Source organism: Shinella sp. M31, from assembly GCF_049199205.1.
Classification (GTDB): Bacteria; Pseudomonadota; Alphaproteobacteria; order Rhizobiales; family Rhizobiaceae; genus Shinella.
In genome coordinates this window covers 1-15,600 of record NZ_JBLZPH010000088.1, presented here as the reverse complement: position 1 = coordinate 15,600, position 15,600 = coordinate 1, and the positions used below count along the sequence as shown (strand labels likewise).

The 15,600-nt window shown below is 63.1% G+C and carries 15 protein-coding genes and 2 pseudogenes; 4 read left to right on the top strand and 13 right to left on the bottom strand.

All coding sequences use genetic code 11. The features are described from left to right. Positions 1 to 5: 5 nt before the first annotated feature. The 4 genes from ACOZKU_RS15210 to ACOZKU_RS15195 all read right to left on the bottom strand — a co-directional run bounded on the left by ACOZKU_RS15210 (position 6) and on the right by ACOZKU_RS15195 (position 4,102). Positions 6 to 821, bottom strand: a complete 816-nt coding sequence (locus ACOZKU_RS15210; RefSeq protein ID WP_421579571.1) for an ABC transporter permease — start codon at positions 819 to 821, stop codon at positions 6 to 8. Next, complete coding sequence (locus ACOZKU_RS15205) at positions 811 to 1,761, bottom strand: ABC transporter permease (RefSeq protein ID WP_421579570.1); 951 nt, start codon at positions 1,759 to 1,761, stop codon at positions 811 to 813. Before ACOZKU_RS15205 ends, ACOZKU_RS15210 begins: the two co-directional genes overlap by 11 nt. Beyond that, positions 1,758 to 2,753: an ABC transporter ATP-binding protein gene (locus ACOZKU_RS15200; protein WP_421579569.1), complete on the bottom strand. Its 996-nt coding sequence runs from the start codon at positions 2,751 to 2,753 to the stop codon at positions 1,758 to 1,760. The genes ACOZKU_RS15205 and ACOZKU_RS15200 overlap by 4 nt, the downstream gene beginning before the upstream one ends. Positions 2,754 to 2,941: 188 nt before the next feature. Continuing rightward, entirely contained in the window at positions 2,942 to 4,102 is a 1,161-nt protein-coding gene (locus ACOZKU_RS15195) for an ABC transporter substrate-binding protein (RefSeq protein ID WP_117366618.1), read from the bottom strand. 198 nt (positions 4,103 to 4,300) lie between these two features. Between ACOZKU_RS15195 and ACOZKU_RS15190 the strand changes: the two genes are divergently transcribed. Further along, positions 4,301 to 5,362 (top strand): acyltransferase family protein, encoded by a 1,062-nt coding sequence (locus ACOZKU_RS15190; protein ID WP_421579568.1) that lies wholly within the window; start codon positions 4,301 to 4,303, stop codon positions 5,360 to 5,362. Between the two features lie 9 nt (positions 5,363 to 5,371). On the opposite strand, the gene ACOZKU_RS15185 is transcribed toward ACOZKU_RS15190, so the two are convergent. The 3 genes and pseudogenes from ACOZKU_RS15185 to ACOZKU_RS15175 all read right to left on the bottom strand — a co-directional run bounded on the left by ACOZKU_RS15185 (position 5,372) and on the right by ACOZKU_RS15175 (position 7,062). Further along, the gene (locus ACOZKU_RS15185) at positions 5,372 to 6,280 is read right to left on the bottom strand and encodes a LysR family transcriptional regulator (protein WP_314085131.1); all 909 of its coding nucleotides are present in this window, start codon (positions 6,278 to 6,280) and stop codon (positions 5,372 to 5,374) included. A 43-nt stretch (positions 6,281 to 6,323) separates the two neighbouring features. Continuing rightward, positions 6,324 to 6,767, bottom strand: a pseudogene (lepB, locus tag ACOZKU_RS15180) (signal peptidase I); the annotation flags it as partial. Then, positions 6,721 to 7,062, bottom strand: coding sequence for a S26 family signal peptidase (locus ACOZKU_RS15175; RefSeq protein WP_421579567.1), 342 nt, complete (start codon positions 7,060 to 7,062; stop codon positions 6,721 to 6,723). The gene ACOZKU_RS15175 and the pseudogene lepB, both read right to left, overlap by 47 nt. A gap of 82 nt (positions 7,063 to 7,144) precedes the next feature. Here ACOZKU_RS15175 and ACOZKU_RS15170 point away from each other — a divergent pair, with 82 nt between their 5' ends. From ACOZKU_RS15170 to ACOZKU_RS15160, 3 genes and pseudogenes are all read left to right on the top strand, one after another. Continuing rightward, entirely contained in the window at positions 7,145 to 8,053 is a 909-nt protein-coding gene (locus tag ACOZKU_RS15170; RefSeq protein WP_421579566.1) for an alpha/beta hydrolase, read from the top strand. After that, positions 8,050 to 8,469 (top strand): annotated as a pseudogene (locus ACOZKU_RS15165) (ACT domain-containing protein). Before ACOZKU_RS15170 ends, ACOZKU_RS15165 begins: the two are co-directional and overlap by 4 nt. Next, entirely contained in the window at positions 8,466 to 8,816 is a 351-nt protein-coding gene (locus tag ACOZKU_RS15160; RefSeq protein ID WP_421579565.1) for a hypothetical protein, read from the top strand. Before ACOZKU_RS15165 ends, ACOZKU_RS15160 begins: the two are co-directional and overlap by 4 nt. A 194-nt stretch (positions 8,817 to 9,010) precedes the next feature. Here the strand turns inward: ACOZKU_RS15160 and ACOZKU_RS15155 are convergent, their stop codons facing one another. The 6 genes from ACOZKU_RS15155 to ACOZKU_RS15130 form a co-directional block, all read right to left on the bottom strand. Beyond that, complete coding sequence (locus ACOZKU_RS15155) at positions 9,011 to 10,642, bottom strand: ABC transporter ATP-binding protein (protein ID WP_421579564.1); 1,632 nt, start codon at positions 10,640 to 10,642, stop codon at positions 9,011 to 9,013. Beyond that, the gene (locus ACOZKU_RS15150; protein ID WP_314085121.1) at positions 10,635 to 11,462 is read right to left on the bottom strand and encodes an ABC transporter permease; all 828 of its coding nucleotides are present in this window, start codon (positions 11,460 to 11,462) and stop codon (positions 10,635 to 10,637) included. Before ACOZKU_RS15150 ends, ACOZKU_RS15155 begins: the two co-directional genes overlap by 8 nt. Then, a complete protein-coding gene (locus tag ACOZKU_RS15145; protein ID WP_421579563.1) occupies positions 11,459 to 12,568 on the bottom strand; it encodes an ABC transporter permease in 1,110 nt (369 codons plus the stop codon). Before ACOZKU_RS15145 ends, ACOZKU_RS15150 begins: the two co-directional genes overlap by 4 nt. Next, positions 12,568 to 14,157, bottom strand: a complete 1,590-nt coding sequence (locus ACOZKU_RS15140) for an ABC transporter substrate-binding protein (RefSeq protein WP_314085117.1) — start codon at positions 14,155 to 14,157, stop codon at positions 12,568 to 12,570. Before ACOZKU_RS15140 ends, ACOZKU_RS15145 begins: the two co-directional genes overlap by 1 nt. Positions 14,158 to 14,432: 275 nt before the next feature. Further along, positions 14,433 to 15,215, bottom strand: a complete 783-nt coding sequence (locus tag ACOZKU_RS15135; RefSeq protein ID WP_314085116.1) for a carnitinyl-CoA dehydratase — start codon at positions 15,213 to 15,215, stop codon at positions 14,433 to 14,435. Next, a partial coding sequence (locus tag ACOZKU_RS15130) for an acetate--CoA ligase family protein (protein ID WP_421579562.1) occupies positions 15,212 to 15,600 on the bottom strand: 389 nt, incomplete at its 5' end. The genes ACOZKU_RS15135 and ACOZKU_RS15130, both read right to left, overlap by 4 nt.

Sequence of the window (15,600 nt, the reverse complement as noted above, 5' to 3'; positions counted from 1 at the left end):
TTGGGTTATTTGCCGCCGCCGGCGACCTGGTCGCCATCGCGGGTGAGGTAGTAGGCGCCGAGGATCGGCAGGAAGGTGACGAGTACAACGATCATGGCCACGACATTCGTCACCGGCCGCTGGCGGGGTCGTACGAGCTCTTCCAGCATCCAGATCGGCAGCGTCGATTGCTGGCCCGCGGTGAAGGTCGTGACGATCACCTCGTCGAAGGACAGTGCGAAGGCGAGCATGCCGCCGGCGAGCAGCGCCGTGCCGATATTCGGCAGGATGATGTAGCGGAAAGTCTGGAAACTGTCGGCGCCGAGGTCCATCGACGCTTCGATCAAGGAGCCCGAGATGCGGCGAAAGCGGGCGACCGCATTGTTGTAGACGACCACGACGCAGAAGGTCGCGTGGCCGAGCACGATCGTCCAGAACGAGAAGGGCATCTCCACGAAGGAAAAGGCCGAGCGCAGCGCGATGCCGGTGATGATGCCGGGAAGCGCGATCGGCAGGATGACGAGCAGCGAGACCGTCTCCCGGCCGAAGAATTTCGTGCGGCTGACGGCGGCCGCGCAGAGCGTGCCGAGCACCAGGGCGACGGCCGTCGAGATCGAGGCGACGCGGACCGAAAGGCCCATGGCTTCCCAGACATCCGGCCGGTTCCAGGCCACCGCGAACCATCGCAGCGTGTAGCCCGGCGGCGGGAACTGGTAGCTCTTCTCCTCCGTAGTGAAGGCATAGAGGAAGATGAGCAGGATCGGCAGGTGCAGGAAGGCGAGGCCGAGACCGGCGGCAACCTTCAGGCCGAGGGGCGCGGAGGCGTTTCTATCAGAGCGCATCGAAGGCTCCCTGTCGCTTGGCCATCCAGAGATAGAGGCCCATGATGACGATCGGCACGACGGAGAAGGCGGCGGCGAGCGGGATGTTGCCGGCCGTGCCTTGCTGGGCATAGACCGCCTGGCCGATGAACAGCCGGGACGAGCCGATGATCTGCGGGATGATGTAGTCACCGAGCGTCAGCGAGAAGGTGAAGATCGAGCCGGCGATGATGCCGGGCAGCGCCAGCGGGAAGAGCACGAAGCGGAAGGTCTGTGCCGGGTTGCCGCCAAGGTCGGCCGAGGCCTCGATCAGGTTGCCGGGCACACGCTCCAGCGAGGCCTGGATCGGCAGGATCATGAAGGGCATCCAGACATAGATGAAGACGATGAAGGTGCCGGTATAGCTGATCGACAGCGAGGAGCCGCCGACGACGGGAAGCGAAAGCCAGGCATCGAGCAGCCACAGGAGATGCAGCTTGGCGAAGAGCCAGGTGAGGATGCCTTCTTTGGCGAGGATCAGCTTCCAGGCATAGATCTTGACGAGGTAGCTCGACCATAGCGGCAGCATGACGCCGAGATAGAAGATAACCTTCCATTTCCCCTTGGCATAACGCGCCGCGTAATAGGCGATGGGGAAGGCGATGACGGCGGAGGCGAGCGTTACCAGCACGGCCATCAGGACCGTGCGCAGGATGATGTCGAAATTCGACGGGATCAACAGCTGCCTGTAGGTGGCGAGCGTGAACTCGTAATTGATCAGCCCGGAAAAGTCGTCGATCGAGAAGAAGCTCTGTAGTAGCAGCGCGAAGAGCGAACCGAGATAGATGACGCCGAGCCACAGCAGCGGCGGCGTCAACATCAGAAGCAGCAGGATTTTTGGATTGCGCCAGAAGAAATCCGAGAGCCGCCCGGAGGGGCCGGTTCTGCCTGCGAGGATGGAGGTATCGGTGACGGTGCTCATTGGGCGCCATCCATCGTGTGCAGGTCCTGCGGCAGGAAGGAAAGGGTGATCATGTCGCCCTGTGCGGGAACGGCGACGGAGGCCGGCAGCATGGCGGCGACGCGTGCGCCGTTTGCCTCGACCGTGACGCGGTTGGCCGCGCCAAGGAAGCTTGCGCCTGTCACGCGACCGGCGAATTGCTTGCGGCCGGGACCGTCGCCGAGGCCGATGTCTTCCGGTCTGAGGCTCGCATAATGCTTGCCGAAGCCGAGCTGTTCGACGAAATCCGGCGGCAGCACGTTGGACGAGCCGACGAAATCGGCGACGAAGCGCGTCTGCGGCCGCTTGTAGACCTCTTCCGGCGTACCGAGCTGCTGGATCTTGCCGTCGCTGAACACGGCGATGCGGTCGGCCATCGACAGGGCCTCGCCCTGGTCGTGGGTGACGAAGACGAAGGTGATGCCGAGGGATTTTTGCAGCGATTTCAGTTCTTCCTGCATCTGCTCGCGCAGTTTTAGGTCGAGCGCGCCGAGCGGTTCGTCGAGGAGGAGCACGCGGGGGCGGTTGACGAGGGCGCGGGCAAGCGCCACGCGCTGGCGCTGGCCGCCGGAGAGCTGGCCGGGGCGGCGCGTGCCGTAGCCGGGCAGCTTCACCATGGCGAGCGCCTCTTCGGCCGCCTTCAGCCGCTCGGCCTTGCCGATGCCCTTGACCATCAGGCCATAGGCGACGTTTTCGAGGATCGAGAGATGCGGGAAGAGGGCGTAGTCCTGGAACACGGTGTTGACGTTGCGCCGGTAGGGCGGCACGCCCTCCGCCGTCTCACCGAAGATCTCGATATGGCCCGCTGTCGGCTGCTCGAAGCCGGCCATCAGGCGCAGGCAGGTCGTCTTGCCGGAGCCCGACGGCCCGAGCATCGCGAAGAATTCGCCCTCGGCAATGGCGAGATCCACGCTGTCGACGGCGCGGACAGCGCCGAAATGGCGGGAGACTTGCTGAAACAGGACGGCGGTCATGGGGGCTCCCGGTGGGTTGGCGATTTGCCCCTCATCCGCCTGCCGGCACCTTCTCCCCGCAGGGCGGGGAGAAGGTGCCATGGGGCACCGTTTTCCGTTTCCGCGAAAACATCGGGAAACGAAATTCGACGTGGGGCACGTTCCCTCTCCCCGGTTACGGGAAGAGGGCTAGGTGAGGGGGTATTCGATCAGCGGCCGCCGATCACGCCGATATAGTCGGAGACCCAGCGGTGGTAGGGCACGCACTCGCCCTGGCTTTCGCATTTCGAAACCGGCGTGCGCCAGAAGTGGATCTTGTCGAAATTGTCGAAGCCGTTGGTCGAGCAACCGCCGTCGGTCAAGAGGGCATTGCCCTTGCAGGCGGCCGGAACCGAGGGAACGGCGCCGAACCAGGCGGCGGCATCACCCTGCACCTTGGCGGACAGCGAGTGTTCCATCCACATATAGGCGCAGTTCGGATGCTGGCTTTCGGCATGCAGCATGGTCGTGTCCGACCAGCCCGTGACACCCTCTTCCGGGAAGGTCGAGGCGATCGGCTGCTTTTCGGCCTGCATCAGGTTGACCTGGAACGGCCAGGAGCCCGAGGCGACGACGCCTTCGTTCTTGAAGTCGTCGATCTGGATCATGGCGTCGTGCCAATAGCGGCCGACCAGCGTGCGCTGGACGCGCAACAGGTCGAGGGCGGCCTTGTACTGGTCTTCGTTGAGCTCGTAGGGGTCCTTGATGCCGAGTTCTGGCTTGTGTGCCATCAGGTACTGGGCGGCATCGGCAATGTGGATCGGGCCGTCATAGGCCTGCACGCGGCCCTTGTTGGACTTGCCGTCCGGCAGCGTCATTTCCTCGAAGACCACCTTCCAGCTCTTCGGCGCCTCGCCCTTGAAGGCTTCAGTGTTGTACATCAGCACGTTCGGGCCCCAGAGATAGGGCGTGCCGTAGTGAACGCCGTTGACCGTATGCCACGGCGCGCTCTGGAGGCGCTCGTCGATGGTCTTCCAGCTCGGGATGAGGTCGGTGTTGATCGGCTGGACGCGCTTGCCGGCAACGAGGCGCAGCGACGCGTCGCCCGAGGCGGTGACGAGGTCGAAACCGCCTTCGTTCATCAGGGCGACCATTTCATCCGAGGTTGCGGCGGTCTTCACGGTGACCTTGCAGCTTGTCTTCTTCTCGAAGTCCGTCACCCAGTCGTAATTCTTGTCCGTCTCGCCGCGCTCGATATAGCCGGCCCAGGCAACGATGGACACTTCGCCTTCGCCCGGCCCGAGTTCCTTCAGGGGCTCCTGTGCGATGGCGGCTGTGGTGAAGGCGAGCGAAAGGGTAAGCGCGGTGCAGGAATGCAGAAGTCGCTTCATGAAAGTCTCCCGGTTTGGCCGCTTTAGGCGGTATTGTTCCCGTTTGAAAAGGTGCCGCGATTTTGCCGCTTTCGCAAATTCATTAATCAGAATGTCGCTATCGGAAATTCCGAATGCTTGGCGAGGCGAAGTACTTTAATCGTCTGTAAAGCAGCTATGGAGGAAGCTCTCGCTTTACACGAAAGGGAGCGGGTGACGATGGGCCGGCCGGAACATATTGCCAGTCTCGATGGCTTGCGCGGCCTCGCGGCGGTGCTGGTGGTCATGGCGCATATCGGTCTTGTCTTTCCAAGCCTCGTCGCACTTCATCTTCCCGTCATGGGCAGCGAGGCCGTTGGCCTGTTCTTCGCCTTGAGCGGCTTCCTGATGGCCTATCTCTATGGCGGGCAACCGGTGACGCGCGGCGCCGTGCTGGATTTTCTCGTCAGCCGATTTGCCCGCATCTATCCGGTCTATCTCGTCGCCGTCGTCGTGGTGATGGTCCTCTCCATCGCGCCGGGCCTGGACTACATCCAGCCGATCCAGGGCACGAAGGATTTTGTGCGGCATGTCGTGCTGCTCGGCTCGAGCGGCGTCTTCTGGTCGGTGCCTCCGGAAATCCAGTTCTATCTCTTCTTCCCCGTGCTCTGGCTCTGCCTTGGACAGCCGCGGCGGTTTCCGGTCTTGATCGCGGTGCTGATGGCGCTCGTCGCCATCGATGGGCTGCTTGGCCTGCCGGGGCCGGGCATCCTGCTTCCCTCGAAGTTGCCCTATTTTGTGTTCGGGGCGGTGGCCGGCCGCCTGCATGCGCTCTGGGGGCCGGCATCCCGGTCGCCGTTCATCGGTCTTCTGGCGCTCCTGCTGCCGATCCTGTTCATGAGCTATCGTTATCTCCTGCCCACAGTCGATCCCGGTTTCTGGGGTGTGCACAGCGCTTTCGCTTCGGCGGTCATCGTCGCGCTCGTTGCCTGGCAAGCGCCGCTCTCTGCGACAATCTTCGCATCGGCCCCGCTTCGTTTTCTCGGGGCGATCAGCTTCTCGCTCTACCTCTTCCATGTGCCGGCGATGTTTCTCGCGCGGCACACGCTAAGCGGTCTCCTTCCGGAACCGCTCGTCATTCCGCTGACATTCGTCATCGCGGGCCTTGCCGCGTGGTTCCTGCATGTGACGGTCGAGGTGCCGGCCCGGCAATGGCTGGTCGGCCATTGGCGCAAGAGCGGGCTGCGCAGCGGCCTGGTCGATACGCCGACCGCGAAAATCGGGGCGTCGGCATCCAACTGATACGGATCCTCAGCGTCCGCGCCCACCGCGCAGCGCTTCCGCCAGTCCCACAAAATCCCGCGCCGCCTGCGGCAGGCTGGACCCTTTGCGCCAGACCATGCCGATCTGCACCACCGGTAGCGCGCCGGAGACGTCGCGGCTTTCGATGCGGTCGCCTTCCAGAGACCAGGGGCGGTAGACGAGATCGGGCAAGAGCGCGATGCCCGCACCCGTCGCCACGAGGCTGCGCACGGCTTCCACCGAGCGCGTACGGAAAGCGACATGCGGGCGGGCGCCCAGCGCCGAGAGCAGCTTTCCCGTGTTCTCCTCGATTTCATCGACCGTCAGCATGATCAGCGGCTCCTTGGCGATATCGCTGACGGAGATGATATCGGCAGAGACGAGCGGATGGCCGATCGGTAGCCAGAGCCGGTAGGGCGAGGTCTCGATGATCTCCGCCTGCAATGCCATGCGGTCGCGGAGATTCGAGATGACCATGACAGCGACGTCGAGTTCGCCGCCGACCAGCAGGTGTTCGAGATAGGAGCCGTTGTCCTCGATGGCACTGACATCGATGCCGGGAAAGGCGCGGCGATAGCGCGACAGCAGATCCGAGAGCACGTAGCCGGCGACCAGCGAGGTGACGCCGAGATTGAGCTGGCCCTTTTCCGGCGTGCGGCTGTCGGAGAAGGAGGAGCGGGCATCCGAGACATTGGCGAGGATCTTCGTCGCGTGTCGCAGGAACTGGTGGCCGTTATGCGTCGTCGTCAGCCCGCGCGGATGGCGCTCGAAAAGCTCGACGCCGAGGTCCGATTCGAGTTCCTTGATCGCCTCCGTGATCGAGGACTGCGAAATCGACAGGTTCTGCGCGGCGCGCGTCACGGACCCCTGTTCCGCGACGGCGACGAAATATTGCAATTGCCGAAGGGTGAATGCCATGTCTGTGTCTACCCCAGGTCCGTCAACACCTCAAATCAGACACTTACTCGACCCATGCAGCCTTTACAGACTTTCCGTCCTTGGAGTTGGAGAATGCAAGCACGACTTTTGCATAGATATTTTCTTCTGGAACAAATCCGACATCGTAGCGGCTGTCCGCGCTGTTGTCCCGATTGTCTCCAAGAACGAAATAATGGCCATCTGGCACGAGAAACTCTTCGGTGTCATCCCCTTGGGACCTGTCAGATTCTTCGGCAATCAAGTGCGTCCTGCCGTCCGGCAGGGTCTCACGATAAGCGGTCAGCGGATCGCCTCCGGTTTCCTTCCCCCAGGGCAAAGGTCCGATTTCCTCGCGCGCCATCTGCACGCCATTTATGTACAGACGGCCGCCTTTCAACTGGATGCGGTCGCCCGGTAAGCCATTAATTCGTTTAACGTAGTCAATGCTCGGGTCTGGTGGATACCGAAAGATAGCGACGTCTCCCCGTTGCGGCGGAGCAAGAAAGAGACCGGGGGGAAGGGCCTAAATCGAAAGTGACCGAGAACTTCTTGTATCCATAGGCCGTTTTGCTCGTCACGATATAGCCACCGGCCTCAAGCGTCGGATACATGGAGTTGGCGGGAACGGTGAACGGCTGAAATACGAAGGACCGAATGGCAAGCGCTGCCACATAGGGAGCTGAGGTTAAGACTGCGAGGCCAAGTAGCACAATCGGAGGGGTTAGAACAATGATGGCTGCACAAAACGCAATTTTACGCGCGAAAGACTTCAATCGACCCATCACACTTTGCCATCATTAGAACCCTTCTCGCAGAAATGCATTTTCGGCGATTTCATGCAAGCAAAGGTTTAAATTTGATCGAATGGCCACATTAACTCCGACCGAAGAAGGCATTCTGGCCTTCCACAAACGCTGCGAGGATTTTTACCCCGCCGATGCCGTCGACGCCGATATCATGCAGCAGCGCGCCTGGTACGATGCCCTGTGCGCTGCCTTCGACGCGCCGCCGCCAGAGGGCATGGTCAAGGAGGATGGGCTGGTGGCGGGGCGCATTCCGGTGCGGCACTATCGGCCGGCCGAAGTCACGACGTCGACGCGGCTTTACTATATTCACGGCGGCGGTTTCGTCGTAGGGTCGCTCGATAGCCACGATGCGATCTGCGCCGAACTGTCCGAAGCTGCGGGCGCCGAACTGGTTTCCATCGATTATCGCCTGTCGCCCGAGCATGTCTGGCCCGCCGCCTTCGAGGATTGCTGGGCCGTTCTGGTCGCGCTTTTGCAGGAAGGCCGGCCCGTGGTCGTCATCGGCGACAGCGCGGGCGGCAATCTGGCGGCCGGGATCGTGCTGAAGGCGCGTGACGAGGGGCTGAAGGGCATCGTCGGGCAGGCCTTGATCTATCCGGGCCTGGGAGGCGATCTCGTTTCCGGCTCCTATGTGGAGATGGCTGAGGCGCCCGGCCTTTCCACTGCCGATGTCGCCTATTACCGCGACGTCTACAAGGCGCCTGACGATGCGGCCCATGCCTTTCCACTCCAGGCGACAGAGCTTGCCGGCCTGCCGCCGGCCTTCATCACCGGTGCCTATTTCGATCCGCTGCGCGATGACGCGCGGGCCTATGCCGCGCGGCTGATCCTGGCCGGCGTGCCGGTGGAGTATCGTGAGGAAAAGCAGATGATCCATGCCTGGCTCCGGGCCCGCTTCATGAGCGAGGGCGCGAAGGCTGGCTTTTCCGCACTTTGCGATGCCGTCCGCCGGATGGCCAATCCATGAGCGGCATCACCGATCTCGACGCGTTGCTGGAAACGATGGAGCCGGATCTCGTAGACGGCAGCTTTGTCTATGCCTGAGTGCCGGCGGACGAGGTGGCGCGCCATCTTGCCCTAAAGCCGATCGGCCTCTTCCACGAGGCCGAGGGCGTGACGCTGATCCTGCCGGCCGATACGGCTGGTGGCCTTTCCCCCAGCCCGCCGATGCGCATGATCACGCTGACCGTGCACTCCTCGCTGGCGGCGGTGGGACTGACGGCTGCTTTCGCCGCGGCATTGACGCGCGAGGGCATCAGCGCCAACGTGGTTGCCGGCTACCATCACGACCACATATTCGTGCCGGAGCGGGATGGGGAACGGGCCTTGGAGGCCCTTCGCGCCTTGTCCCGTTCGGCGCGGGAAAAGGGAGAGGGACGATGAGATTTTTCCGGTTTGCGGGAGCCGTACTGGCTCTGGGCCTTGCAACGGCGTCGCCGTCCTTATCCGTGGCCGAGGATGCGGCCCCGCCGATCCCCGCATGCGCGCTGACCGGCGCCCAAAGCGTCTTCATCGGCGGCGCCCCGGCACTCCGGCTCTCCGACGTGGTGAACTGCCCGCCGGAGCTTTACGAGATCGTGCCGAGCATCATGATCGAGGGCCAGCCCATGGTGAAGTTTCGCAGCGGTGTCGGCGAGAAGGGCAATTGCACGGCGCGCGGCGAAGAGACCGTGATGGCCGAGGGCGAGACGACCAGCCGCGTTGGGGATGTGAGCTGCACGCAGAATTGAGGGGAAGGAGATTTCGGCGGTTTTGCGAGGCAGGCCGCCCCACTCTCTACGTCATCCTCGAGCTTGACCCGAGGATCCACCCATCCGCACTCGCCTCACTTGTGGCATGGATACTCGGGGCAAGCCCTGACATGACGGAGGAGGGTTTGGGCTTTATAAACGTAAACGGGCGGCCTGGAAGCCGCCCGCTTTGATCAGTTGCCGGCGCTGGCCATGCGCCGCGTGGTGAGCACCCGTTCCAGCCAGCCGATCTCCATTTCCGGAACCGACTTCAGCAGCAGGTCCGTGTAATCGTCGAAAGGTGGCGAAAGCACCTTCGATTTGGGGCCGAAGCGCACGAGCTTGCCGCGGTGCATCACCGCCACCGAATCGGCGATGGCGCGCACGATGGCGATGTCGTGCGTGATGAACATGTAGGAGACGTGGGTCTCGTCCTGAAGCTTCAGCAGCAGCTTCAAGATGCCTTCGGCCACCAGCGGATCGAGGGCGGAGGTCGGCTCGTCGCAGAGGATGAGTTCGGGCTTGGCCGCAAGAGCGCGGGCGATGGCGACGCGCTGCTTCTGGCCGCCCGAAAGCTCAGCCGGGTAGCGGTCCGCGAAGCGGCCGCCCATCTCGATCTGCTCCAGCAGTTCCTTCACCCGTTCCGTCTTCTGTTGGCCGCGCAGGCCGTAATAGAAGGTGAGCGGGCGGCCGACGATGTCGCGCACCGTCTGGCGCGGGTTCATCGCGGTGTCGGCCATCTGGTAGATCATCTGGACCCGGCGCAGTTCGTCGTTCGAGCGGCCCTTCAGCGCCTTCGGCAAGACTTTGCCCTCAAAGCTGATCGTGCCGTCCTGCGGCGGAAGCAGGCCGGTGATGACGCGGGCGAGGGTGGATTTACCCGAGCCGGATTCACCCACCACCGCCAACGTCTGGCCCTTCGGCAGATGCAGGGACACGTTCTGCAACACCTTGAAGCCGTTGGAGTAGCCGGCCGTGATGTTGTCGACCTTCAGGAGCGTGTCCGTCTGGTCGGGCGCTTCTTCCCGCTTGGTGCCGCGCACATTGACCAGTGCACGGGTATAGTCCTGCGTCGGCGCTTCGATGATCTGTTTCACCGAGCCGTATTCGATCATCTTGCCGTGACGGAGCACGAGGATGTCGTCCGTGATCTGCGCCACGACCGCAAGGTCGTGGGTGATGTAGAGCGCGGCGGTGTGGGTCTCCTCGATTGCGTGCTTGATCGCGGCCAGCACGTCGATCTGCGTCGTCACGTCGAGCGCGGTGGTCGGCTCGTCGAAGACGATCAGTTCCGGGTTGGGGCAGAGCGCCATGGCGGTCATGGCGCGCTGCAACTGGCCGCCGGAGACTTGGTGCGGATAACGCTGGCCGAAGGTTTCCGGGCTTGGCAGGCCGAGCACCCTGAATAGGTAGAGCGCGCGCTTTTCCGCCTCCGCACGGCTCATGATGCCGTGTTTCAAGGAGGCCTCGATGACCTGTTCGCCGAGCCGATGGGCTGGGTTGAAGGCCGCCGCCGCCGATTGCGCGACGTAGCAGACCTTGCAGCCGCGCACCTTGCGGATACCGGAGGGACCGAGCTTCAGCAGGTCTTCGCCGTTCAGCTTGACCTCGCCGCCGGTGATCCTGACCCCGCCGCGCCCATAAGCGAGCGCAGTGAGGCCGATGGTGGATTTGCCGGCGCCGGATTCGCCGATCAGGCCGAGCACCTTGCCCTTCTGGACGTCGAAGTTCACGCCTTCGACGAGGGTGACGGTCTTTGGCGGTTCGCCCGGCGGATAGCTGGTCGCCTCGATTTTGAGATTGCGGACCGAAAGAAGATCAGGCATCGCCGCGCCCTCCCTTGAGGCTCGAGGTGCGTTTCATCAGCCAGTCGACGACGAGGTTGACGCAGATGGCGAGCCCCGCGATCGCACCGCCCGGAATGAGGGCGGCGGAGATGCCGAAGATGATGCCGTCCTTGTTGTCCTTCACCATGCCGCCCCAATCCGCCGCCGGCGGCTGGATGCCGAGGCCGAGGAAGGAGAGGGTGGAGAGGAACAGGATCGAGAAGGCGAAGCGCAGGCCGAATTCGGCCAAGAGCGGCGAGAGCGTGTTGGGCAGGATTTCCCGGAAGATGATCCAGCCCGTGCCTTCGCCGCGCAGCCGTGCGGCTTCCACGAACTCCATGACCGCCACATCGAGCGCCACGGCGCGGCCGATGCGATAGACGCGGGTGGAGTCGAGCACGGCCATCACGAGGATGAGGATCCAGAGCTGCTGCGGCAGAACGGCCAGAACGACGAGCGCGAAGATCAGCGTCGGGATCGCCATCATCAGGTCGTTGAAGCGCGAGAAGATCTGGTCGATGAACCCGCCCGTAACCGCCGCCGTGAACGACAGCAGCATGCCGAGCGAGAAGGAGAGCACGGTCGCCGCCAGCGCCACGAAGATGGTGGTGCGGGCGCCGAAGATCAGGCGCGAGAACAGGTCGCGGCCGAGATTGTCCGTGCCGAGCAGGTAATCGCCGCCCATCGGCTGCCAGACGGCACCGACGATTTCGCTTTCGCCATGCGGCGCGATGAAGGGGGCGAAGAGGGCGCAGAAGACGGAGAGCGCGATGCCCAGAATGCCGACCCAGGCGCTGACGGGGATAGAAGAAAGTCTCATCGCGGGTGCCTCAATCTGGGGTTCGCGACGATCGCAAGGATATCGGCGAACATGTTGAGGAAAATGTAAAAGGCGGCGAAGATCAGGCCGCAGGCCTGCACGACCGGCATGTCGCGCACCGTCACGGCGTCGACCATGTACTGGCCCATGCCGGGATAGACGAACACCACTTCCACGACGACGACGCCGACCACGAGATAGGCGAGGTTGAGCGCGATGACGTTGATGACGGGAGCAAGCGCATTCGGCGCCGCATGCTTGGCGATGATGCGCAGGCCCGAAAGGCCCTTGAGTTCCGCCGTCTCGACATAGGCCGAGGACATGACGTTGAGGATCGCCGCCCGCGTCATACGCATCATGTGGGCGAGCACGACGAGGACGAGGGTCGCGGTGGGCAGCGCGATGGCCGACAGGCGCTGGCCGATCGTCATCGAGTCATAGACCGTCGCGGGGAAGGTCGCGACACCCAGCTGCACGGCGAAAAACAGGATCAGAAGGTAGCCCACGAAGAACTCGGGCAACGAGATCGCCGCAAGCGATATGACGTTGATGATCTTATCGGGCAGGCGGTTCCTGTATTGCACCGCCAGCATGCCGAGGCCGACGGCCAAGGGCACGGAGATGATCGCGGCGAAGAAGGCGAGGAACAGCGAATTGCCGAGGCGCTTGCCGATCTGCTCGCTGACCGAATTTTTCGAGGCCCAGGATTTGCCGAAATCGCCCTGCAGCGCGCCGCCGAGCCACTTGAAGTAGCGCGTCGTAGCGGGCTGGTCGAGGCCGAGGTCCTTGCGGATGTTTTCCACCGCCTGCGGCGTTGCCGACTGGCCGAGATAGGTCGTCGCGAAGTCGCCGGGCAGGGCTTCCACGCCGCCGAAAATCATCAGAGACACGGCAAAGAGCAAAGCCACGCTGAGCGCGAGACGTTGCAGGATGAGCGCAACCAGGGGGCTGCTCTTGCTGAGTTTTGCCCAGAACGAAGGCGTGCCTTCGCTAATGGGCGCTTCAGTGGACGCAACCGACCCGGCAACGCCGGCAGACTGCGGGCTAGCGCCCGCAGCAGCCGTTGCTGTCAGCTCCGGACCGTGCGCCGGTCCGTTGCCGGTCATCAGGCGTCGAGCCAAACGCGGGTTGCGACGAAGCCGTTCGACATGTCGTTGCCGATGTCGTGGACATAGCCCTTCACCTGCTTGGAGCAGGCGTTCACGAAGTCGTTGAACATCGGCAGGATCAAGCCGCCTTCGTCACGCACCATCGTTGCCATGGTGCGGTACATCTCCTTGCGCTTTCCTTCGTCGAGTTCCGAGCGGGCTTCGAGCAGGATCTTGTCGAAGTCCGGGCGCAGGAAGCGGGTGTCGTTCCAGTCCGCCGTCGAGAGATAGGCGGTGGAATACATCTGGTCCTGCGTCGGGCGGCCGCCCCAGTAGGAGGTCGAGAAGGGCTGAACGTTCCAGACGTTCGACCAGTAGCCGTCGCCGGGCTCGCGCTTCACCTCGATCTCGATGCCGGCCTTCTTGGCGCTTTCCTGATAGAGCACGGCCGCATCGACGGCGCCCGGGAAGGCGACGTCAGACGTGCGCAGCAGCACCGAGCCGCTGTGGCCGGACTTCTTGTAGTGGAAGGCCGCCTTATCCGGGTCATAGGCGCGCTGCTCGATGCCTTCGGGGAAGAGGGCATAGGTCTCGTTGATCGGGAAGTCGTTGCCGACCTTGCCGTAGCCGCCGAGCACCTTCTCCAGCATCGTCTCGCGGTCCATCGCATATTTCAGCGCCAGACGCAGGTCGTTGTTGTCGAACGGCGCCGTGTTGCAATGCATGATGAACACGTAGTGGCCGCGGCCGGAGGTGGAGAGGATTTCCACGGTCGGCGCACGCTTCAGGAGGTCGACGGTCTTGGGGTCGACGCGGTTGATATAGTGCACCTGGCCGGAGGACAGCGCCGCGATACGGGCGGTCGCGTCGTTCATGGCGATCATCTCGACCGTATCGACATAACCGCGATCCTGGCGCCAGTCGTCCTTGTTGCGTTCGAAGGTGGCGCGCACGCCGGCCTCGAAGCTGGTGACCTTGAACGGGCCGGTGCCGATCATGGCGTTCGGATCGTCGAGGCCGCCGTTCGGCTGGATGACGAGGTGATAGTCGGTCAGAAGCAGCGGCAGGTCGGCATTGCCTTCCGTCAGGACGAGCACGAGCTTGTCGCCGTCGGCCTTGATTTCCTTGATCGACTTCATGACGCCGAGCGCGCCCGACTCCGACTTTTCGTCGGTGTGGCGCTGCAGGGTCTTGATCACGTCGTCGACGGTCAGCTCCTTGCCGTCGTGGAACTTCACGCCCTTGCGAATGGCGAAGGTCCAGGTCGAGGCGTCTGCGGACGGTTCCCAGGATTCGGCAAGTGCCGGCACGGCCTTGCCGGTCAGCGGCTCGGACTCGACCAGCATGTCGCCCCAGTTGCGGTTCACGACGAACATGAACTGCGAGAGCGCCTTTGCCGGGTCCTTCGAGTCGGTGGCGGCGGCACCTTCGAGGCCGAGCTTGAGGTTGCCGCCACGCTTCGGCTCCTGCGCCCTGGCGGCGGTGTCGAACATCGTGCCGGCAACGGCGAGCGTGACGCCGAAGGCGGCCGCGCGGCCCATGAATTCGCGGCGGCTCATCTTGCCGAGCGAAACCTGGTCGGTGAGGTATTTGGTGTAGTCAGTCATTCCCCTGTTCCCTTTGCTGCGCCCGTTTTGGGCATTTGTCGTTATGGTTGGCAGAATTTCCGTTTTTTGCCTTTAAGGCAACCTTACGACCGGCTTTTTATGCAGATGCCGGTCTCGTCACGTCTCCCGGAAGCCTCCTGTTTCCGCCGCTAAACGGCTCGTGATCTATAAAACTATCTATCAATAGGCCGTATGTAACGCCCTAAAATATCTATTTTCGCCACAAGCCAGGCTTATGGAAATATCTGGATTGCGCCCGATGCAGGGGCGCTCTCCTATCGTCCTTTCCAGACGGGATCACGCTTTTCGGCGAAGGCGCGTGCACCTTCGAGCTGATCCTCGCTGGAATAGAGAATATCGACCGTGCGGAACTGCCGCTTGGTGATCTTGTTCATGGTTGCCTGGAACGTGTCGCCTTCTGCAGCGCGCACCACCTCCTTGATGGCGGCGTAGACGAGCGGCGGGCCGCTTTCGAGCGTGCGCGCCAGTTCCCAGGCGCGGTCGAGCAGCTTGTCGGCGGGCAGGATTTCGTTGACGAAGCCCCAGCGATGCGCCTCCTGCACATCCAGCCAGCGCCCGGTGAGCAGCATGTCCATGGCAATGTGGTAAGGGATGCGCTTCGGCAGCTTGATCGAGGCGGCATCCGCCACCGTGCCGGAGCGGATTTCCGGCAGCGCGAAGGTTGCGTGCTCAGCGGCGAGGATGAGGTCCGTCGACAGTGCGATTTCGAACCCGCCGCCGCAGCAGATTCCGTTGATGGCAGCGATGATGGGCTTGTTGAGGTCGCGCAGTTCCTGCATGCCGCCGAAACCGCCAATGCCGTAGTCACCGTCCACGGCATCGCCTGCGGCCGCCGCCTTCAGGTCCCATCCCGGACAGAAGAATTTCTCCCCCGCGCCGGTGATGATGGCGACGCGCAGGCTGTCGTCGTCGCGGAAATCCGCAAAGACCTTGCCCATGATGCGGCTGGTCGCGAGATCGATGGCATTCGCCTTGGGGCGATCGATCGTGACTTCGAGAATGCCGCCTTCGCGGCGCTGTCTTATAGGTCCGGTCATGGGTTTTTCCTCAGACGGATCAGTGCGTCGGCTGCGACGACACCGTCGCCGGCCGGCAGCACCATTATGGGATTAACGTCCAGTTCTTCGATTATTGAGGCGTTTGAAACGACATAGGATGCCGCTGATGCGACGGCGGCGACAAGCGCGTCGATATCGCCCTTCGGGCCGCCGCGATAACCGTTCAGCAGCTTGACGATCTTGAGGCCGGAAAGGGCCTCTCGGATCGCCGTCTCGTTGGTCGGTAGGGTCAAAATCGCTGAATCCTCAAGCAGTTCGACGAGAATGCCGCCGGCGCCGATCGTCAGCACCGGCCCGGCGACGGGATCGCGCATCGCGCCGACGATCAGTTCGGCGACGGGTTTGCCCACCATCTTTTCCACGA